Origin of the sequence: Pseudomonas sp. PS02303 (assembly GCF_029959925.1) — a bacterium.
In the GTDB taxonomy this organism is placed as follows: domain Bacteria; phylum Pseudomonadota; class Gammaproteobacteria; order Pseudomonadales; family Pseudomonadaceae; genus Aquipseudomonas; species Aquipseudomonas mandelii.
Map to the genome: position 1 here is coordinate 1 of NZ_JASCOM010000006.1, position 20754 is coordinate 20754.

Consider the following 20754-nt stretch of genomic DNA (forward strand, 5'->3'; position numbering starts at 1 on the left):
ATCCGGGGACACTGCCCTCCGGTCTGCTTCGCGACGACCTACATGCAGCGTGTTCGACTGCGTCGAACGGCGCTGCGCGCCACTCCCCGGATGAACACCTCCACTCAGCCTCCCGAAAGGGGCGGGTGGATCAAGATCAAAAGCAGGCGAGCTAACGCTCGGCCTAATGAGTGGTGAAGAGCGAAGCGTGTACAGCGAACCCCTTGTAGGAGCGAGGCTTGCCCGCGAAGGCGGCCTGACAGCCGACCAATGACTTGCAGGTGAACACCTAACCTGTGGGAGCTGGCTTGCCTGCGATGACGGCCAAGCTGCAGGCGAGCTAACGCTCGGCCTGATGAGTGGTGAAGAGCGAAGCGTGTACAGCGAACCCCTTGTAGGAGCGAGGCTTGCCCGCGAAGGCGGCCTGACAGCCGACCACTGACTTGCAGGTAAACACCTAACCCTGTGGGAGCTGGCTTGCCAGCGATGACGACCTCGCCGCCAACCCATCTTGACCGGCAGTACTCACTCGCCAAACCCAGTCCAAAAAAAAGCCACCTCGCGGTGGCTTCCTTGATTCTTCCGATCAGTCGTAGATCACTTTCTTCTTCCAGTCCGCATCCGCTTCAACTTCTTTGAGGCCGGCGTTCAACTGGTTGGTCTCGCTTTCAACGGCCGCGATGTTGTCCATCACCATGGCGTTGGCTCGCGCCAGGAGTTTTTCCAGGTATTCGAGCTGTTCGGCGTAGATCTGTGGTTCCTGCTGTTTACGCAGGTATTGCACACCGCGCTCGAAGGCGAGGCGGGCCTGGCCTGGCTGGTTTTGTTGCAGGCATTGCTGGCCCAGGTTATTGAAGAACTCGATGTGCAGCAGGACCAGAATGTGGCGCACTTCGCGGATCCAGCGCTTGGCTTCGTTGGTCGGCAGGAAGCCATCCTGTGCGGCGCGGGTGATTTGGCCGTGCAGGGCTTCGAGCAGGAAACGCACGTCCTTGGCCTTGGCCTCGGTCTGGATCGGTGCCGGCGGGTTGTTGACCGGGATCGATTCGCCTTGCGCGACCAGGGCTTCGAGTTCGGTAATCCGGGCCCTGAGGTTGGAACTGGTTTTTTCCAGGTTGAGCAAACGCTTGCAGACATTGAGTTCCAGGCGGGTCAGCAGCAGCTTGAGGCCAGGTGTCATCAGCTGGCCGGGGAAGGTCTCGGTGATTTCGCCGCAGCGACGCAGGCGGTCGTTGAGTTCAACCTTGGTACGGGCCTTTTCCAGCTTGTTGTTTTCCACCACATGGTTCATGTAGCCAATGGCGATCAATAGTGCGATCCCGGCTACGACTAGCAGGGTGATCATGAGTGGTGTCACCGGTAAGACCTCTTTATAGGGTTCGCGATCGAGTGTAGTGGCTTGGCATTTGGGCGCATAGGACCGCTCGACGAGTTGAATCGGTTGTGGCTATCTTTATATCGGCCGGGGTTCGACTTATATAAATACTGGCAATCGTGGTTCAGATTGCCATCATCTTCAGCGACGGACTATAACGTCTTGGTGGTTATCAGAATATAGTCGCCAAAGGTCAGCAGGCGCAAAAGCCGGAATCCCGGCTGAAAGCGGGGCGAAGTCATTGATTTAAATAAATTTATATCTGGGGGTTGACGACCCCTCAATCCATCCATAGAATGCGCGCCACTTACAGCGTAAAGCACACAGCGAAACGCGGTAGGGAGTGAATGTTGTACGTGTGTCCCCTTCGTCTAGTGGCCTAGGACACCGCCCTTTCACGGCGGTAACAGGGGTTCGAGTCCCCTAGGGGACGCCATATGCGGGAATAGCTCAGTTGGTAGAGCACGACCTTGCCAAGGTCGGGGTCGCGAGTTCGAGTCTCGTTTCCCGCTCCAATTTTAAGCAGCGTTGCTTTCGGGCAGGGCTGAGTGAAGCCAGAGCCGACATCTTCGGATGCGGATTTGGGCACTGAAATACACACCATGTGTTTCAGTTAGCGTGTCCCCTTCGTCTAGTGGCCTAGGACACCGCCCTTTCACGGCGGTAACAGGGGTTCGAGTCCCCTAGGGGACGCCATTTGCGGGAATAGCTCAGTTGGTAGAGCACGACCTTGCCAAGGTCGGGGTCGCGAGTTCGAGTCTCGTTTCCCGCTCCATATTCAACAAAAACGCCGCTCAGCAATGAGCGGCGTTTTTGTTTGTGTGTCATTTATAAAAAGGACCGACGGTCCTTTTTTGTCAGTGCCGGCATCAAGATGATCAACGCGTCGGACCAGCCACAACAGCGGGTCCGAAAAGGCGATCAGAGTTTCGGCAACTGCCCGATCCGCCCCATCATTTCCGTCACGATCTGCAGGTCCAGCAGGAACTGGTCGACCGTCTTGAACTCGTTGTCGGTGTGGCCGGTGTACTTGACCTCGGGCCTGGCCAGGCCGAATTGCACGCCATTGGGCAGTTCATGGACCGAAGTGGCGCCCGCAGAGGTGCCGTACTTGTGTTCCATGCCCAGGTTTTCGCTGGCCACGGCGAGCAAGGCCTTGACCCATTTACCTTCAGGGTTGCGGTACATCGGCTCGGCGATCGAGTAGTCGAAGGCCACCGCGACGTGGGTCTTTTTGCTCCAGGCATCAAGCTTATCGGCGATTTCAGACTTGAGCGTTTCCGGCGACTTGCCCTTCGGCACGCGCAGGTTGACCGCGAGCTTGAAGGCTTTATCGTCCATCCCGACATAGGTCAGGGAAGCGGTCAGCGGTCCCATGAAAGCATCGGAAAAACCGACCCCCAATTTGCCTCCCAGGTAATCCAGGCCCCAGTTGTCGGCGGCGTAGCGGGCGGCGTCGGTGATGTGGTTGTGCTTGAGCGCAACCTTGCCGTCGAGGCTATTGATGAAGCCCAGCATTCTCGACACCGGGTTGATGCCGGATTCGGGCTCGGAGGAGTGGGCGGAAACGCCGGTGACCGTCAATTTGACATCCTTGCCATCAACTTTGGCAGTGACGTCGAAGTTGCCGCCATTGCTTTTGGCATATTCGGCGCCGGCCTTCTGCAGGCTGGCGGCCAACTCGACGGGCTTCTCACTCAAAAGGGTGACGACCGATGTCGACGGGATCTGGTTGGTGGCCATGCCACCGGTCATCGAGATGATCTCGGCGCCCTTGCCCTCAGCCTTGCGTTTGGCAAAGTTCGCCATCACGGTGCCGTAGCCTTTCTCCGCAATCACTACCGGGTAGCCGCCATCCAGCGCCAGGTTGTAGTTGGGTGTCGGGTTGTGTTCGAAGTAATAAGGGATGGCGTCGCCGGTGGTTTCTTCGGTGGTATCGACCAGCAGCTTGAAATTGCGCGCCAGCGGCAGCTTCTCTTCCTTGATGACCTTCATCGCATAAAGCGCTACCACGATACCGTTCTTGTCATCTTCGGTGCCCCGGCCATACATGCGGTCGCCGATCAGGGTGACCTTGAACGGATCAAGTTTGGTGCCGTCTTTCAGAACCCAGTTCTCCGGCGTTACGGGCACCACATCGGCATGCGCATGAATGCCCACGACTTCGTCGCCGCTGCCCTCAAGGGATATTTCATAGACGCGGTTGTCAATGTTGCGGAAGTTCAGGTTGAACGCCTGGGCGAGGCCCTTGATCTTGTCGGCGATCTTGATGAATTCGGGATTGTCGTGTTGATCAACGCCCTCGACGCGGAAGGTCGGGATAGCCACCAGCTCGCGCAGGGTCTCGGTAGCGGCGGCACCGTATTTCACCCGTGCGTAGAGACCAAGCAGGCGATGGATTTCGTTTTGCTGGTCTGGAGTGAGGGTCTTGTTGTCGAGGAAGGCGCTGATGGCGGAGCCGAGATTGTCGGTTTTGCCGAGGTCGCTCTTGGCCAGGCCTCCCAGGAATTGCCTGAAATCCGTTACGGAGGTGTCACTGAACGTCTTGAGGATCGCCGCACTCTGTTGCGGGGTGATGTTGGCCTGCGCTGTCAGGGTGAACGACGAAAGGCTGGCCAGTATCAGGGTTGACGCAGCCAGGTGCTTGAGTGAGAAATTCATTGCTGTTGGCATTCCTTTGCAGGCAGTGGAGTGAGAAGTTTCTGATCGATGAGACAGAAACGGTTCCAAGCTAACACTGTAACGGAGTGTTACGGGAGTCCCTGATGTGGGATCTGTCGCACAGAAATGCAAAAGCGGCGCAGAAACGAAAAAGGCCCGTCAGTCAGACTGAGCGGGCCTTTTGCGTTTGAGGCGCTCTTACATCGAGAGAATCAAACGCCCGGCGAACAGGATCAGAATCACCCCCATGGTGCGTTCGAACCAATGCCCCATGCGCATGAACAGCAATCGCACCCGGGCGCTGGAAAAGAACAGCGCGACGATCACGAACCACAGCGCGTTCACAAAACACATCCAGGCCCCATACAGCGCCTGGATCTTCAAGGGTGTCGTAGCGCTGATGAGCGTGGTGAAAATTGCCAGGAAAAACAGCGTTGCCTTGGGGTTGGTCGCGTTGGTCAAAAAGCCGGTGGTGAACGCCTTCAACAGTGTTTGTTCGACGACGGGCTCGTTGGCGACTTTGTCCCCCTCAAGCGCGGATTTGGGTTTACTGCGTAGCAGGCTGACACCGAGGTACAAAATGTAAACGCCGCCCACCACCTTGGCCACCGTCAGTAACCAGGGCGTCGTATGCATCAACGCGCCGACCCCGAGCAGGGTGTAGAGCACGTGCACGGAAATCCCCGCACCGATGCCCAGGGCCGTGCAGATCCCGACCAACCGGCCGAAACGCACACTTTGACGGATGGTGACAGCGAAGTCCGGTCCAGGTGCGACCACAGCCAGAAAGTGAATAGTCGCCAGCGCAAGGAACTCGCCCAGGTAATTCGAAAGCATTTCAACTCCAGAAAGTAAGGGGTGAAGCATTGCCGCGATAGCCGACAAAGAACGAAAGGCTCAATCGCGGATCCGCCACGCCGGGTGTTACCGAGTGCATGCAGCGCGAATTGAACATGATGAAATCACCCGGCTCAGGACGAATCTCCAGGGCCGGCGTGCCGAGCAAGGCCGGGTCGATGCCGTAGCTGTCGCCACGCATCTCGTCGAATTGATCCGGAGAAATATCGTGGTCCCACATCTGCAAGGCGCCACCCTCGGAGGGCATGTTCAGGTAAACGTTGCAGGCGAACTGCGCTTCCAGGCTTCTGGCCTGGTAACTGTCGGGGGCATCCTTGGCGAAAATGTCGTGATGGGCCAGGAAGCACACCCCTGGTTTCACCACGCGGGACAGGCCGACATACATCTTGCGGCCGTAGAGATTTTCCAGGTGCGCACCCGCCGGCCAGGACTCATCGAGCATGCAGCGCAAGGTGTCGACCGGGGACGAGTAGGGCGCGCAACGTTTGCGTAATTCCGCGATGTTGCGCGAGGCATGCTCGAAATAATCTTCGATCAGCAGCGGCTGATTTTCCGCCTCATAAAACGCCATGCCGATGCGACCGATGCTCGGCGCATTGATATAGCCTTCAAAACCCGGGGCGAGGATCTTGTCGCCAATCTGAATCGCCAGCGGCTGGGGCAGCAGGCCTTTGACGCGGATGGCGAGGACTTCTTCATTGGCCAGTTTTTTTATGCACGTCTCATCGAGACGCTCGACGTCAAGCATCATGTCTTAGGTCCATCTATTAGATAGTCAACAGAACCCGCGAATGCGGGCTCCCCCGGGCGTCGGGCGATGCCGGGGACGACATCGCCGAAAGCTCAATCCACGCTGTAGTGGACTGACAGCATTCCCTTTTTCAGTGAAAGGGAAGCGATCGTGACCGTGCCCAAATCCTTCAGGCTACGTACATGGGTGCCGCCGCAGCCGTAGGCGGGCAGCTCACCGAAACCAATTTCCCGGGCGCCTTCGCGCATCGATGTCAGGCGCGGAAGGTCATGGGCGACCCATTGCTCGATGCCGTGCTGAATCATCTCGGCATCCATCTCTTTTGCCGACTCCAGCGGTTTGAATTGCACGCGTCCTTCGCCCGGCCAGTGATGAGCCTTGACCGGCATCCAGCCCAGTGCCTGGACAAAATGGCCGATCAGGTGGCCGGCCGAATGCATGCGCGAATTGAACCGGCGGCGTTGCTCGTCAATCCTGATCTGGGTCATGCCGGGTTTTATTGGCCGGTCGACAAAATGAATGATTCGGTCCGGGTCCTGGACCACGCGCAGCACCTGGCTTTCGCCGATCCAGCCGGTATCGAAAGGCTGGCCGCCACCCTGGGGGTGAAACAACGTGGCGCGCAGCACCACCGCAAACTCGTTTTCCTGGGGCGTGCAATCCAGGACTTCCACATTGGCCTTGAGGTCATCACTATGGAAAAAGAGGCGAAGCGTCATATTCCATGTCCTCATTAAAGTTTCTTTTTATTATATGAATCGTGGAATTGCGTGATAATCCGTTCAAACATCAAAGGACTGTTGCGCTGTGAGCATAAATCTTCCACTGCCGTTACTGGGTGAAATGGCGATTTTCGTCAAGGTTGTCGAGACCGGCAGCTTTTCCGAAGCGGCTCGTCAGATGGGTTCTTCACCCTCGGCGGTGAGTCGCAGTATTTCGCGTCTGGAAAAAGCGTTGGCCACGCGTCTGCTGCAGCGAACCACGCGCAAGCTGCGCTTGAGCGACGGTGGCGAAGAGGTGTTCAAGCGTTGCCAGGAAATGGTCAGTGCGGCCAAGTCCGTGATGGAAATCAGCGGGCAGTTCACCCATGAAGCGGAAGGGCTGGTTCGGGTCAGCGTGCCCAAGGCGGTCGGTCGATTTGTGATTCACCCGCATATGCCGGAATTTCTGCGCCGTTATCCCAAAGTGGATGTGGAGTTGTTGCTTGAGGATAGGCAGGTGGATCTGATCGACGACAACGTTGATCTGGCGATTCGGATTACCGATCGACCGCCCGCAGGGTTGGTCGGGCGGCAATTGCTCACCATCGACCATTTGCTCTGCGCTACACCGCAATACCTCGCCGAACATGGCACGCCGACGCACCCCCACGACTTGCTCAACCACAGCTGTATCTACCTGGGTGAAACCCCGAGCGATGCGCGCTGGAAATTCAAGAAAGGCAGCAAGGCTGTGACGGTCGGTGTGCGCGGTCGGTATGCGGCGAATCACACAGGCGTGCGGCTGGGGGCGGTGTTGCAGCACATCGGGATTGGCAGTCTGCCGTATTTCACGGCGCGTTATGCGCTGGAGCAAGGGTTGATTGTGCAGGTGCTGCCGGACTGGACCTTCCTCGCGTCCTACCATGGCGGCGCCTGGTTGCTGCATTCGCCGACGCGCTATTTGCCGCCGAAATTGCGGGTGCTTATTGATTATCTGGTGGAGTGCCTGGAGAAGGAGCCGACCCTGAGCAAGCCGGGGAGGGCTGGGAAGGTTGCGGCGGAGTATGAGTTGCCCGAGAGTGATGGATTGCTCTGACTGGCCCCTTCGCGAGCAGGCTCGCTCCCACTCTGGTGAGGTTGCAGACCTCTCGCCGCTGACGCGGCCGGGCGCAACTTCAGCGATTGGTTCGTTGGAAGGGTCAGCAAAACAAATGTGAGAACGAGCCTGCTCGCGAAGAGGGAGTGTCAGCCGACATCTATGTCGCCTGACACAGCGCTTTCGCGAGCAAGTCGGATCGCCGCACCGCCGCTCCCACAGGTGGGAATGTGCAGGGCTTGAGGTTACTTGCAGACTTCGGCGATGGCCTCGGCCAGTAGATCAAGGCGGGTTGCATCGATCCCGGCCACGTTCGCACGGCCGGTGCCGACCATGTACACGCTGTGATGATCACGAAGCTGTTTCACTTGCTCCGGCGACAAGCCGGTGTAGGAAAACATCCCGCGTTGCACACCGATATGCGCAAAACGCTCACGCAAACCATGGGGTTCAAGCGCTTCCATCAGGCCGCTGCGCAATTGGGCGATGCGCAAACGCATGGCTTCCACTTCGTCGGCCCAGAGGCTTTTCAACTCGGGATCGCCAAGAATCGTCGCGACCACGGCAGCGCCATGATCCGGCGGCGTCGACCACAGATTGCGGGCGATGTTTGCCAGTTGGCTGCGGATATCCAGCAGCTTCTCAGCGGTTTTCGCACAGACAATCAGCGCCCCCGTGCGATCGCGGTACAGCCCGAAGTTTTTCGAGCAGGAACTGGTGATCAGCACCTCCGGCAACTCGGCCGCGAACAGCCGGGTCGACCACGCATCCTGTTCCAGGCCATCGCCGAAGCCCTGGTAGGCGAAGTCAATCAACGGCACCAGATCGCGGCTGCGCACCACGTCCAGCACGCGGCGCCAATCGTCATGGGACAGATCGAAACCGGTCGGGTTGTGGCAGCAGGCGTGCAGCAACACCACATCGCCCTTCGGCGCGTCTTTGAGCACTGCCAGCATGGCTTCAACGTCGAGGCGGTTGTCGCTGCCGACGTAGGGGTAATGACTGACCTTGACCCCGGCCGCCGCGAAGATGGTTTCGTGGATCGGCCAGGTCGGGTTGCTCAGCCACACGCCACGGCCCGGCAGGCACTGGGCGATGAAGTCGGCGCTCAAGCGCAGCGCACCAGTGCCGCCCGGTGTCTGGGTGGCGCCGGCCCGTTGTTCGGCGATCAATGGGGAGTCGGCGCCAAGTACCAGCTCGCTGATCGCCTTGCCGAACGCCGGTTCGCCGTGACCACCGATGTAGGTTTTGGTGGTCTGGCGATCCACCAGGCGCTGCTCGGCAAGCTTCACGGACTGGGGAATCGGCGTCAGGCCCTGGGCATCTTTATAGACGCCCACGCCAAGGTCGAATTTGCGCGGGTTCGGGTCCTGCGCATAGGCTTCCATCAAGCCGAGAATCGGGTCGCCGGGTACTCGACCGATGGCGTCGAAATGCATTATTTGCGGCCCTCGGCGTTCTTGGCCACTTCGTCAGTGCGCGCGGCCATGATGAAGTCGTTGCGGTGCAGACCCTTGATGGAGTGGCTCCACCAGGTCACGGTGACTTTGCCCCACTCGGTGAGCAGGCCAGGGTGGTGGCCTTCGGCCTCGGAGATTTCACCGACTGCGTTGGTGAATGCAAGGGCGTGCTTGAAATTCTTGAACAGGAACACTTTTTCCAGTTGCATCACGCTGTCGCGCACTTCGATGTTCCAGTCCGGGATCTGCTTGATCAGGATCGGCAATTCTTCGTCGCTGACCTGAGGGGCATCGGCGCGGCAGGCTTCGCAATGGGCTTGATTCAATGTGGACATGATGGGTTCCTGAAATCGAATGATTGGAAATCGGCCGTCAGTTTCACCACGCTATAGCAAAGCGTCGTGTCCTGACAGGCTCACTTGATTCTAAAAGCTGCGGATCACGCGGCTTTTTTGGGTGGAAATTTAGGCGCGTGCAAACCGAGCTGCATGCCTTGCTTGACCATGGCCATGATGTCTTCATGAGCCACATCAAACAGACGCTTGAGGTTCGGCAGGACAAAGTACAGCGGCTGCAGGATGTCGATGCGGTAAGGCGTGCGCATGCATTCCAGCGGATCGAAGGCCTGATGCTCAGGTTCGTCCGACAGGCAGTAAACGGTTTCTTTCGGCGAGGAGAGAATGCCGCCGCCGTAAATGCGCAGGCCTTCTGGTGTATCGACCAGGCCGAACTCGATGGTCATCCAGTAGAGACGCGCGAGGTACACGCGTTCTTCCTTGGTGGCCTGTAGGCCAAGCTTGCCGTAGGTGTGGGTGAATTCCGCGAACCAAGGGTTGGTCAGCAGCGGACAGTGGCCGAAGATCTCGTGGAAAATATCCGGCTCTTGCAGGTAATCCAGCTCTTCGCGGGTCCGAATAAAGGTCGCCACCGGAAACTGCTTGTTGGCCAGCAATTCGAAAAAGGTCTGGAAGGGGATCAGCGCCGGCACCCGGGCCACTTGCCAACCGGTGGTTTCACCGAGGACTTTGTTGATTTCACCAAGTTGCGGAATGCGGTCGTGGGGCAGACCGAGTTTTTCGATACCGTCCAGATATTCCTGGCACGCACGCCCCTCGATCACTTTCAGTTGGCGAGTAATCAGCGTGTTCCACACCGCATGTTCTTCAGCGGGGTAGTCGATAAAACCTTGCGCATCGGGCTCGCGAGCCACGTACTGCGTCTGCTTCATGCTGCTCTCCTGCTAGGGGATTTCATTCTTGTTATGTGCTGCTATGGACTTAGAAATACTCCAAGGCGTGCCGCGTTGCAGTAGGTGAATCGTGCCGCGCGTAGGAAAGTTCTCCAGTTTTCGTAAAGATTTCGTTACGAATGGATCGCAGTGGCGCAGGTATTGAGTTTTTCGGGTTTGAAAAGCGTTGCGCCTGTCACATAATCTTGACGGCTATCTGAGCGTGCCAGCAACAAAATACCCTGTGGGAGAGAGCCTGCTCGCGAAAGCGTTCTGCCTGACACATCAATGCCGAGTGCACCGACGCATTCGCGAGCAGGCTCGCTCCCACAGGGTTGTACCTCGGGCATCCAACCTATTGACCGTTTTTCTTGGGCCTTTATATGCGTATCAAAGTCCACTGCCAGAACCGCATCGGCATCCTGCGCGACATTCTCAACTTGCTGGTCGAGTACGGAATCAACGTCGCTCGCGGCGAGGTCGGCGGTGAGCATGGCAATGCGATCTACCTGCACTGCCCGAACCTGATCAATATTCAGTTCCAGGCGTTGCGTCCGAAATTCGAGTCGATTGCCGGGGTATTTGGCGTCAAGCGTGTAGGGCTGATGCCCAGCGAGCGTCGGCACATGGAGCTCAATGCCTTGCTCGGCGCCCTGGAGTTTCCGGTGTTGTCGATCGACATGGGCGGCTCCATCGTGGCGGCCAACCGTGCAGCGGCGCAGTTGCTCGGGGTGCGGGTAGATGAGGTGCCGGGGATTCCGCTGTCGCGTTACGCCGAGGATTTTGATTTGCCGGAACTGGTGCGTGCCAACAAGTCGCGCATCAACGGGCTGCGGGTCAAGGTCAAGGGCGATGTGTTCCTCGCTGACATCGCACCGCTGCAATCCGAGCATGACGACAGCGAAGCCATGGCCGGTGCAGTCCTGACGCTGCACCGCGCTGATCGGGTGGGGGAGCGCATCTACAACGTCCGCAAGCAGGAACTGCGCGGGTTCGACAGCATCTTCCAAAGCTCGAAAGTCATGGCCGCGGTGGTCCGCGAAGCGCGGCGCATGGCGCCACTGGATGCACCGCTATTGATAGAAGGCGAAACCGGCACGGGTAAAGAATTGCTGGCCCGCGCCTGCCACCTTGCCAGCCCACGCGGGCAGTCGCCGTTGATGGCGCTCAACTGCGCCGGTTTACCGGAGTCGATGGCCGAGACCGAATTGTTCGGCTACGGCCCCGGCGCCTTCGAAGGCGCGCGTGCCGAAGGCAAGCTTGGGCTGCTGGAGCTGACGGCGGGCGGTACGTTGTTTCTCGATGGCGTCGGGGAAATGAGCCCGCGCTTGCAGGTGAAATTGCTGCGCTTCTTGCAGGACGGTTGCTTCCGTCGTGTGGGCAGTGATGAAGAGGTCTATCTGGATGTGCGGGTGATCTGCGCGACGCAGGTGGACTTGTCCGAGTTATGCGCGCGGGGCGAGTTTCGCCAGGATTTGTATCACCGCTTGAACGTGCTCTCACTGCACATTCCGCCGCTGCGTGAATGCCTCGATGGTTTGACGCCGTTGGTGGAGCACTTCCTCGACCAGGCCAGTCGTCAGATCGGTTGCCCGCTGCCGAAGCTGGCGCCAGCGGCGATGGAGCGGCTCAGTCATTACCATTGGCCGGGCAACGTCCGGCAATTGGAAAACGTGTTGTTCCAGGCGGTTTCGTTGTGCGAAGGCGGGACCGTGAAGGCCGAGCACATTCGCTTGCCGGATTACGGCGTGCGTCAGCCGCTTGGCGATTTCTCCCTCGAAGGCGGGCTGGATGCGATCGTCGGGCGCTTTGAGAAAGCGGTGCTGGAGCGGTTGTATTCCGAGCATCCGAGCAGTCGGCAGCTGGGCAAGCGGTTGGGGGTTTCGCATACGACCATTGCCAACAAGTTGCGTGAGTATGAAGTCGGCAAAGACCCCGACGCTTAAGCTGAAGCAATGACAACTTTGTGGCGAGGGAGCAAGCTCCCTCGCCGCAGGGGATCCTGTTGGCTGCAAAGGCCAGCACTTGCCACCAACCGGCATAACACCGCCGGTTTTTCGTCTCCGATACATTTCCCCAATCCCCGCAAAACCCCTCAAGTCCTTTGTTTGCCGGGCCTCGCACCGCCAGAAAAAAGTTGGTCTGTAAATTGCTTATCGCTCAACAGTACAGCGGTGGGCGGCAAACGTCCGGCATGCAGAGGAAAGAGTGTGGACAAGTACCTTTATGTGGCAATGACCGGCGCCAGCCAGAATGCACTGGCGCAGAAGGCTCATGCCAACAACCTGGCAAACATCTCTACCAACGGTTTTCAGAAGGACCTGGAACAGGCCCGTTCGATGCCGGTGTTTGGTGACAGCTTTCCGGCGCGTGCGTTTGCCATGACCGAGCGTCCGGCCACCGACTTCTCACCAGGTTCGCTGGTTGAAACCGGTCGCGACCTCGACGTTGCGGTGCAAGGCAACGGCTGGATCGCCGTGCAGACCCCCGATGGCGCTGAAAGCTACGTGCGCACCGGCAGCCTGAACGTGGACGCCCTGGGCGTGCTGCGTGCCGGCAACGGTATGCCGGTGATGGGCAATGGCGGACCGATCGCCGTGCCGCCCGAGCAGCAGATCGAAGTCGGCGAAGACGGCACCATCAGCATCCGTGCGATGGGCGAAGGCCCGCGTGTGATGGCTGAAGTCGACCGTATCAAGCTGGTCAACCCTGACCTGAAGAACATGACCAAAGGCCTGGATGGTTCGATCCACACCAAGGACGGCAAGCCGGCGCAAGCCGATGCAGGCGTCAAACTGGTGTCCGGGTTCCTTGAGTCGAGCAACGTCAACGCCGTGGAAGAGATGACCTCGGTGCTGGCTTTGTCGAAGCAGTTCGAGCTGCACATCAAGATGATGAACACCGCCAAAGACGATGACCAGGCCATGGCTCGGGTCTTGCAGATCAGCTAATTATCAGAACGTCGCGCCGTAAAACAGGCGCACGAGGAGAATCGAATGCTTCCGGCTCTATGGGTTGCCAAAACAGGTCTGTCCGCCCAGGACACCAACCTGACGACCATTTCCAACAACCTGGCCAACGTGTCGACCACGGGTTTCAAACGTGACCGTGCCGAGTTCCAGGACTTGCTCTATCAGATCAAGCGCCAGCCAGGCGCCCAGTCGACCCAGGACAGCGAACTGCCGTCGGGTCTGCAAGTGGGTACCGGTGTGCGCATCGTCGGCACCCAGAAAAACTTCACCGCCGGCAGCCTGCAAACCACTGAGCAGCCGCTGGACCTGGCCGTCGATGGTCGTGGTTTCTTCCAGATTCTGCAGCCGGACGGCACCACGTCCTACACCCGTGACGGCACGTTCCACCTCGATTCCAACGGCCAGATCGTCAATGCCAGCGGCTTCGCCCTGGAGCCGGCCATCGTCATTCCGAACGACGCGCAGACCTTCACGGTCGGTCGCGACGGCACCGTGTCGGTCACCGTTCCGGGTAACCCGGCCAGCCAGGTGATCGGCAACCTGCAAACCGCCGATTTCATCAACCCGGCCGGCCTGCAAGCCGTGGGTAACAACCTGTTCCTGGAAACCGCTGCCAGCGGCGCGCCGCAAGTCGGCACCCCGGGCCTGAACGGTTTCGGTACCACGCTGCAGAACACCCTGGAAACGTCCAACGTCAGCACCGTTGAAGAGATGGTCAACATGATCACCACTCAGCGCGCTTACGAGATGAACTCCAAGGTGATCTCCACCGCCGACCAGATGCTCTCGTTCGTAACGCAGAATCTGTAATCAGTCTATGAGGCGGCCATGAGGTCGTCTGCAACACCGTGAGGTAGGGTCATGAATCGCTTTGTATCTGTTCTGGCACTGAGTGGGGTCGTCGTGCTCGCGGGCTGCGTCGCTCCGCCACCCAAGCCCAATGACCCTTACTACGCCCCGGTGTTGCCGCGCACGCCGTTGCCGGCTGCCGCCAATAACGGCTCGATCTATCAGGCCGGCTTTGAACAGAACCTGTACAGCGACCGCAAGGCGTTCCGGGTCGGTGACATCATCACCATCACCCTGAACGAGCGCACCCAGGCCAGCAAGAACGCCAACTCGCAAATCGGCAAGAACAGCAAGACCGACATCGGCCTGAGCTCGTTCTTTGGCGGTGGCCTGAGCACCAGCGACCCTGTGGGCAGCGGTAGCCTGAGCCTGGACGTTGGCTACGAAGGCGACCGTGCGACCAAGGGCGACAGCAAATCCGGGCAGAGCAACAGCCTGACCGGCTCGATCACCGTGACCGTCGCCGACGTGCTGCCCAACGGCATCATCGCCGTGCGCGGCGAGAAATGGCTGACGCTCAACACCGGCGATGAGCTGGTGCGGATTGCCGGCATGGTGCGCGCCGATGACATCTCCACCGACAACACCGTGTCGTCGACCCGCGTCGCCGATGCACGCATCACCTACTCGGGCACCGGTGCGTTTGCCGATGCGAGTCAGCCAGGCTGGTTCGACCGTTTCTTCCTCAGCCCGCTGTTCCCTTTCTAGGTGGCCACGTTGAATCTTAAACACCTGATGGTGGCTGCCCTGATGCTCTCGGCTGCGTTCAACGCGCAAGCCGAGCGGCTGAAGGATATCGCCAGTATTTCCGGCGTTCGTTCCAACCAATTGATCGGCTACGGCCTGGTGGTCGGGCTTAACGGCACCGGCGACCAGACGACGCAAACCCCGTTCACTCTGCAGACCTTCAACAACATGCTCTCGCAGTTCGGCATCAAGGTGCCGCCGGGTTCGGGCAACGTGCAGTTGAAGAACGTCGCCGCCGTGTCGATCAGTGCTGATCTGCCGGCGTTCGCCAAGCCGGGTCAGCAGGTCGACATCACCGTTTCGTCCATCGGCAACTCCAAGAGCCTGCGCGGCGGCACCTTGCTGCTGACACCCCTCAAAGGTATCGACGGCAACGTCTATGCAATCGCCCAAGGCAACCTGGTGGTCGGCGGTTTTGATGCCGAAGGCCGCGACGGTTCGAAGATCACCGTCAACGTTCCGTCGGCCGGTCGTATCCCGGGCGGTGCATCGGTGGAGCGTTCGGTGCCGAGCGGTTTCAACCAGGGCAACAGCCTGACCCTGAACCTCAACCGTTCGGACTTCACCACCGCCAAGCGCATCGTCGACAAGATCAACGACATGCTCGGCCCTGGCGTTGCCCAGGCCATCGACGGCGGTTCGATTCGGGTCAGCGCGCCGCTCGATCCAAGTCAGCGCGTCGACTATCTGTCGATCATCGAAAACCTTGAAGTCGACCCGGGTCAGGCGGTGGCGAAAGTCATCATCAACTCGCGCACCGGCACCATCGTGATCGGCCAGAACGTCAAGGTTTCACCGGCCGCCGTGACTCACGGCAGCCTGACGGTGACCATCACCGAAGACCCGATTGTCAGCCAGCCCGGCCCTCTGTCCAATGGCCAGACCGCCGTCGTGCCGCGCTCGCGGGTCAACGCTCAGCAAGAAGCCAAGCCGATGTTCAAGTTCGGCCCGGGCACCACCCTCGACGAAATTGTGCGTGCGGTGAACCAGGTCGGCGCGGCACCGGGTGACTTGATGGCGATCCTCGAAGCATTGAAACAGGCTGGCGCGTTGCAAGCCGACCTGATTGTGATCTGAGGACAGCGACCATGGATATGCGCAAGGGCGGCCTGGGTGTCAGCAGCAACGATTCGGGCTCCTATTCGGACTTGAATCGTTTGAACCAGCTCAAGGTCGGCGACAAGGACAGTGACGCGAACATGCGCAAAGTGGCGCAGGAATTCGAGTCGCTGTTCCTCGGTGAAATGCTCAAGTCGATGCGCTCGGCCACCGATGCGCTGGGCAAGGACAATCCGCTCAACACGCCGGCGGCCAAGCAATACCAGGAAATGTACGACCAGCAGTTGGCCGTTTCCATGTCCCGCGAGGGCGGCGGTATCGGTCTGGCGGACGTGCTGATGCGCCAGATGTCGAAGAACAAACCGCTGGCGCCGGGCGAGGCCGCAGCCGCGTCCGCCGCCAAGCAGGAAGCGGCGAAAGCGGCCGTGCCAACACCGGTTGCCGCAGGCACTGCGGCCTCAGACGGTCCGCTGTCGCGGCTCAATGGTCAGCGTCCGTTGTGGGCCTCGCGTTCGGTGAAAGCGCCAACAGGCGAGGGCACGCATCACAATGACATGGAGCTGATCAATCAGCGCCGTCTGGCTTTGCCGCCGAAACTGGCCGACCGCTTGCTCGCCGGCCTGGTGCCTTCGGCAACGACTGCCGCTACAACCCCGAACAAAGCCTTGCTGCCTGAGCGCGCCGCGACTCCGGTCGTGACCCGTGCCGGCCCGCTGTTCAATGGCGACTGGCTGCCCTCGCCAACCGATAACAAGTCGAGCGGACGTCTGCAGGTTTACGGCCGTGCGATGGCGCAGATTCCGCTGGCACCACCGAAGAAAGCCTTCAGTTCCGCCGACGAATTCGTCAACACCATGCTGCCGATGGCCAAGGAAGCCGCCGACCGTATCGGCGTCGATCCGCGTTACCTGGTGGCCCAGGCGGCCCTGGAAACCGGTTGGGGCAAATCGGTCATGCGTGCCCAGGATGGCAGCAGCAGTCACAACCTGTTTGGCATCAAGGCCAGCAGCAGTTGGAAGGGTGAATCGGCGCGAGCGATCACCAGCGAATTCAGGAATGGCGAGATGGTCAAGGAGACGGCAGAGTTCCGCTCCTACGATTCTTACAAAGACAGCTTCCATGACCTGGTGACTTTGCTGCAAACCAATAATCGCTATCAAGATGTTCTGAAGTCTGCCGATAACCCAGAACAGTTTGTACGCGAGCTGCAGAAAGCCGGGTATGCGACAGACCCGGCCTACGCAAGCAAGATTTCGCAGATAGCCAAGCAGATGACGAGTTACCAAAACTACGCTGCGGCGGGCGCTTCTACTACGCCTCTATAGGCACAAGGCATAAGGTCTGAACCATGAGTTTGCTCAATATCGGGATGTCGGGTCTGGCTGCTAGCCAATCCTCGTTGATGACTACCGGCAATAACATTGCCAACGCCGACACCGCCGGTTATTCACGCCAGCAAACCGTGCAGGGCACCAAAGCCTCGAATCAGTTCGGCAATGTCTACATCGGCACCGGTACGACCCTGGCCGATGTGCGTCGCGTCTACAACAGCTACCTCGATGCGCAACTGCAGACCACCACCTCGCTCAACAGCGATGCGGCTGCGTATGCCGGGCAGATCAGCCCGCTCGACGCCTTGCTCTCGGACAGCGGCACCGGCCTCAACGGCGCCCTGACCAAGTTCTTCGCCTCGGTGCAGAACGTCAACGCCAAGCCGGGTGATGACGCGTCGCGCCAGCTGCTGCTCAGCGATGCCCAGGCCTTGAGCAATCGTTTCAACTCGATCTCCAGCCAGTTGACGCAGCAGAACGCCAACGTCAACGGCAACCTGGCGGACATGGCCGACCAGGTCAACAAACTGGCCGCCACCGTGGCGCAGTTGAACCAGAAGATTTCCGAGATTTCCAAATCCGGCGGCATGCCGAACGAGCTGCTCGATGCGCGTAACGAAACCGTGCGTCAGCTCTCCACCTTCACCGGTGCGCAGGTCATCGAACGCGACGGTAACCTTGACGTTTATCTGGGCAGCGGCCAGCCGCTGGTCATCGGCGGCACCGCCAGCACCCTGTCCGTGGCGTCAAGCCTGAACGACCCTTCGCGCATGGGCATTCAGCTCAATCGCGCCGGTAGCACCGTTGACATCACGTCGGTGATGACCGGTGGTGAAATGGGTGGTTTGCTGCGCTATCGCAGCACCGTACTGGACCCGGCGATGAACGAACTGGGGCGCGTGGCCCTGGTCGTTGCCGATCAGATGAACACCATTCAGGCCCAGGGCATCGACAAGAACGGTGAGTTCGGCTCGAACCTGTTCAACAGCATCAACAGTGCCGCGCAGATGGCCCAGCGCAGCGTTGCCACGGTCGGCAACAGTGCCGGCTCGGGTAACTTTGATGTGAGTATCGAAGACAGCGGCAAGCTGACCATCAACGATTACAAGGTCACCTTCACCAGCGGCACCAACTACACCGTGTCGCGTCTGCCAGATGGCACGTCCATGGGCGCTTTCAGCACCCTGACCACGCCGCCGCCGGTAATCGACGGTTTCTCGCTGAAGCTTTCCGGCGGCACCGCCGCGGCGGGCGACACGTTCAAGATCACGCCGACCCGCAACGCGGCGGCGAACATCAAGACCGAGATGACCGACAGCAAGCGTCTGGCCATCGCGGCACCGTTGAGCGCGTCCATCGCACCGGGCGGTAGCGGCACCTTGACGATCCCGGCCAGTGGTCAACCGACCCTGACCACGCAGTTTGATATGTATGACTCGGCGACCACTCTGGCCATTCAGAACGGGCTGCAGAATTCGACTCCGGTCAAAGTGGTTTTCGGTGCCGGCGGTGGCACCACCCAGACTTACCAATTGCTCGATGCCAAAGGCAATGCACTCAGCAGCGGCACCATTGTGCCGGGCCAGAACAATACGCTCAGCCTGAGCATTCCACTGGTCGACGCCAGCGGCGCCGCGATCATGGATCCGGGGCCACCCGCCGTGCAGCGTACGGCGACCTTTGATATGACCGTGGCCGGTTCGCCAGGTCAAGGCAGTGCAATTAACGTCACGCTCAGTCAACCGGGTACGCTGGACAACCGTAACGGTACCGCACTGGCCGGCTTGCAGACCAAGCAGACCGTGGATACCGGTTCGGCCAGTAAAGGCATTTCCCTGACCGACGCCTACGGCAAACTGGTCGAAGGCGTCGGCGCCAAGGCCGCGCAAGGCAAGCTCGACAGTGCCGCGACCACCGCTATCCTGGCCAACGCCAAGGGCGCTCGCGATTCGCTGTCGGGTGTCGACCTCGATGAGGAAACCGGCAACCTAGTCAAATATCAGCAGTACTACACCGCGTCTTCGCAGATCATCAAGGCTGCGCAGGAAATCTTCAGCACACTGATCAACAGTCTTTAAGGAGTCGTAGCCCATGCGCATTTCTACCGCCCAGTTTTACGAGTCCTCTGCTGCGAACTACCAGAAAAATTTCGCCAACGTAGTCAAAAGCAGCGAAGAGGCCAGCAGCCTGGTTCGCGTCAACACCGCCGCCGATGATCCGGTTGGCGCCTCGCGTCTGCTGCAGTTGGGTCAACAGGCGTCGATGCTTGATCAGTACAAGGCCAATACCACGACCATCAAGGCGACCCTGGGCACGACCGAAGCGGTGATGACCAGCATAAATAGCGTGCTGCAGCGCGCCAAGGAATTGGCTGTGGGCGCCGGCAACGCCGGTTACACCGATGCCGATCGCCAGGCCAACGCATCGGAGTTGGGGCAGATCGAAGAGCAGTTGCTGAGCCTGATGAATAGCAAGGACGAGAACGGCAAATACATCTTCGCCGGTTCCAAGGGCGATACAATTCCGTTCACGCGTAACAACGATGGTACCTACAGCTACAACGGCGACCAGGTGACGCTTGACCTGGCGATCGGCGACACCATGTCGATGGCCACCAACAGCACCGGTTGGGAAGCGTTCCAGCAGGCGATCAACACCAGCCGTAGCGAGGTTACCCGGACCGCGCCGGTCGTGGATGACGGCCGCGTGACCCTGTCCAACGGCCAGGTGTCGTCGAACGTCACCTACAACGCCAAATTCCGCAGCGGCGAGCCGTATACCGTGGACTTCGTCAGCGGCACCCAGCTGAAAATCACTGACTCGGGCGGCAACGACGTGACTGCCGAAGCCAGTCAGGGCGGTGCGTTCGACCCTGCCAGCAAGACCGGCCAGGCCGTCACTTTCCGTGGCATCGAGCTGACCCTGAACATCAACCTGAGTGCCGGCGATACGGCGGCGACCGTGCTGCCTGGCCACACGTTTACCCTGGCGGCCAAGCCGGACACCTTCAGTGCAACCGGCAGCCCGGGCAACCCTTCGGCGGCGCAGGTCACCACCAGCAGCATCACCAACCCGGCGGATTACCACGCCAGTTTCCCTACCGGTTCGGCGATCCTCAAGTTCACCAGCGCCACCGCCTTCGACCTGTATGCGGCGCCTTTGACGGCCAGCAGTAAGCCTGTGTCTAGCGGAACCATGGCCGGTAGCGTCGCCACTGCATCGGGTGTGAGTTTCACGTTGAGCGGTGCGCCGGCTGCCAACGATCAATTCAGCATCGCGGTCAACACTCACGAAACCCAGAACATCCTGGACACCGTGAGCCAACTGAAAACCGCTCTGAATACACCAACCAATGGTGACCCGATCGCTACTCAAAAGCTGCAAGCGTCACTGGCTTCCGGTATTGCCAACCTGGCCAGCGGCACCGATCAGCTGTCCAGCGCCTTGAGTTCGGTGGGTGGTCGCGGTGCTGCTCTGGAGACCCAGAACGATACCAACCAGAGCCTGACGCTGGCTAATGCCCAGACCCAATCGTCAATCCGCGATTCCGATCCGGCTGAAGTGATGACCCGTCTGACCTTGCAACAAACCATGTTGCAGGCCTCGCAACTGGCCTTCAGCAAGATCGCTCAGTTGGGCCTGTTCAACAAGGTCTGAGCCAGCGCCTGCCGAGCTGCCAACCGTCTT

Annotated in this window: 17 protein-coding genes and 4 tRNA genes; 13 read left to right on the forward strand and 8 right to left on the reverse strand. The window is 59.6% G+C overall.

Features of this window, described 5'->3' with window-relative positions; all coding sequences use genetic code 11:
- Positions 1–565 precede the first annotated feature (565 nt).
- Complete coding sequence (locus QMX98_RS02880; RefSeq protein WP_010457037.1) at positions 566–1336, reverse strand: hypothetical protein; 771 nt, start codon at positions 1334–1336, stop codon at positions 566–568.
- A 378-nt stretch (positions 1337–1714) separates the two neighbouring features.
- Here QMX98_RS02880 and QMX98_RS02885 point away from each other — a divergent pair.
- From QMX98_RS02885 to QMX98_RS02900, 4 genes are all read left to right on the forward strand, one after another.
- Positions 1715–1790: transfer RNA gene (locus QMX98_RS02885), tRNA-Glu, on the forward strand.
- Between the two features lie 3 nt (positions 1791–1793).
- Positions 1794–1869, forward strand: a tRNA-Gly gene (locus tag QMX98_RS02890).
- A 105-nt stretch (positions 1870–1974) separates the two neighbouring features.
- Positions 1975–2050, forward strand: a tRNA-Glu gene (locus QMX98_RS02895).
- Between the two features lie 3 nt (positions 2051–2053).
- A tRNA-Gly gene (locus QMX98_RS02900) sits at positions 2054–2129 on the forward strand.
- 146 nt (positions 2130–2275) lie between these two features.
- On the opposite strand, the gene QMX98_RS02905 is transcribed toward QMX98_RS02900, so the two are convergent.
- From QMX98_RS02905 to QMX98_RS02920, 4 genes are all read right to left on the reverse strand, one after another.
- A complete protein-coding gene (locus tag QMX98_RS02905) occupies positions 2276–4015 on the reverse strand; it encodes a dipeptidase (RefSeq protein WP_282410228.1) in 1740 nt (579 codons plus the stop codon).
- A gap of 198 nt (positions 4016–4213) precedes the next feature.
- Positions 4214–4852: a LysE family transporter gene (locus QMX98_RS02910; RefSeq protein ID WP_077748608.1), complete on the reverse strand. Its 639-nt coding sequence runs from the start codon at positions 4850–4852 to the stop codon at positions 4214–4216.
- A gap of 1 nt (position 4853) precedes the next feature.
- Entirely contained in the window at positions 4854–5624 is a 771-nt protein-coding gene (locus tag QMX98_RS02915; RefSeq protein ID WP_010457032.1) for a 2OG-Fe(II) oxygenase, read from the reverse strand.
- A 92-nt stretch (positions 5625–5716) separates the two neighbouring features.
- Positions 5717–6343, reverse strand: coding sequence for a hypothetical protein (locus tag QMX98_RS02920; protein WP_010457029.1), 627 nt, complete (start codon positions 6341–6343; stop codon positions 5717–5719).
- 88 nt (positions 6344–6431) lie between these two features.
- Between QMX98_RS02920 and QMX98_RS02925 the strand changes: the two genes are divergently transcribed.
- Positions 6432–7421, forward strand: a complete 990-nt coding sequence (locus QMX98_RS02925; protein ID WP_010457027.1) for a LysR family transcriptional regulator — start codon at positions 6432–6434, stop codon at positions 7419–7421.
- Positions 7422–7666: 245 nt separating this feature from the next.
- Here QMX98_RS02925 and QMX98_RS02930 read toward each other — a convergent pair whose 3' ends face one another.
- From QMX98_RS02930 to phhA, 3 genes are all read right to left on the reverse strand, one after another.
- Positions 7667–8863 (reverse strand): amino acid aminotransferase, encoded by a 1197-nt coding sequence (locus QMX98_RS02930; protein WP_282410254.1) that lies wholly within the window; start codon positions 8861–8863, stop codon positions 7667–7669.
- Entirely contained in the window at positions 8860–9216 is a 357-nt protein-coding gene (locus QMX98_RS02935) for a 4a-hydroxytetrahydrobiopterin dehydratase (protein WP_010457024.1), read from the reverse strand. Before QMX98_RS02935 ends, QMX98_RS02930 begins: the two co-directional genes overlap by 4 nt.
- 104 nt (positions 9217–9320) lie before the next feature.
- A complete protein-coding gene (phhA, locus tag QMX98_RS02940) occupies positions 9321–10109 on the reverse strand; it encodes a phenylalanine 4-monooxygenase (RefSeq protein WP_010457022.1) in 789 nt (262 codons plus the stop codon).
- A 383-nt stretch (positions 10110–10492) separates the two neighbouring features.
- Between phhA and QMX98_RS02945 the strand changes: the two genes are divergently transcribed.
- From QMX98_RS02945 to QMX98_RS02980, 8 genes are all read left to right on the forward strand, one after another.
- Positions 10493–12055, forward strand: a complete 1563-nt coding sequence (locus QMX98_RS02945) for a sigma-54-dependent phenylalanine hydroxylase transcriptional regulator PhhR (protein WP_010457020.1) — start codon at positions 10493–10495, stop codon at positions 12053–12055.
- A 264-nt stretch (positions 12056–12319) separates the two neighbouring features.
- Positions 12320–13060: a flagellar basal body rod protein FlgF gene (locus tag QMX98_RS02950; RefSeq protein WP_010457018.1), complete on the forward strand. Its 741-nt coding sequence runs from the start codon at positions 12320–12322 to the stop codon at positions 13058–13060.
- 45 nt (positions 13061–13105) lie between these two features.
- Positions 13106–13891 carry a flagellar basal-body rod protein FlgG gene (flgG, locus tag QMX98_RS02955; protein WP_010457017.1) on the forward strand — a complete coding sequence of 262 codons (786 nt, stop codon included), beginning with the start codon at positions 13106–13108 and terminating at the stop codon, positions 13889–13891.
- Between the two features lie 51 nt (positions 13892–13942).
- The gene (gene flgH, locus QMX98_RS02960) at positions 13943–14638 is read left to right on the forward strand and encodes a flagellar basal body L-ring protein FlgH (protein WP_010457015.1); all 696 of its coding nucleotides are present in this window, start codon (positions 13943–13945) and stop codon (positions 14636–14638) included.
- Positions 14639–14665: 27 nt separating this feature from the next.
- Complete coding sequence (locus tag QMX98_RS02965; RefSeq protein ID WP_010457013.1) at positions 14666–15754, forward strand: flagellar basal body P-ring protein FlgI; 1089 nt, start codon at positions 14666–14668, stop codon at positions 15752–15754.
- 11 nt (positions 15755–15765) lie between these two features.
- Positions 15766–17061: a flagellar assembly peptidoglycan hydrolase FlgJ gene (gene flgJ / locus QMX98_RS02970; protein WP_282410229.1), complete on the forward strand. Its 1296-nt coding sequence runs from the start codon at positions 15766–15768 to the stop codon at positions 17059–17061.
- Positions 17062–17084: 23 nt separating this feature from the next.
- A complete protein-coding gene (flgK, locus tag QMX98_RS02975) occupies positions 17085–19145 on the forward strand; it encodes a flagellar hook-associated protein FlgK (RefSeq protein ID WP_282410230.1) in 2061 nt (686 codons plus the stop codon).
- A gap of 13 nt (positions 19146–19158) precedes the next feature.
- Positions 19159–20724: a flagellar hook-associated protein 3 gene (locus tag QMX98_RS02980; protein ID WP_282410231.1), complete on the forward strand. Its 1566-nt coding sequence runs from the start codon at positions 19159–19161 to the stop codon at positions 20722–20724.
- The last annotated feature ends 30 nt before the right edge of the window (positions 20725–20754 follow it).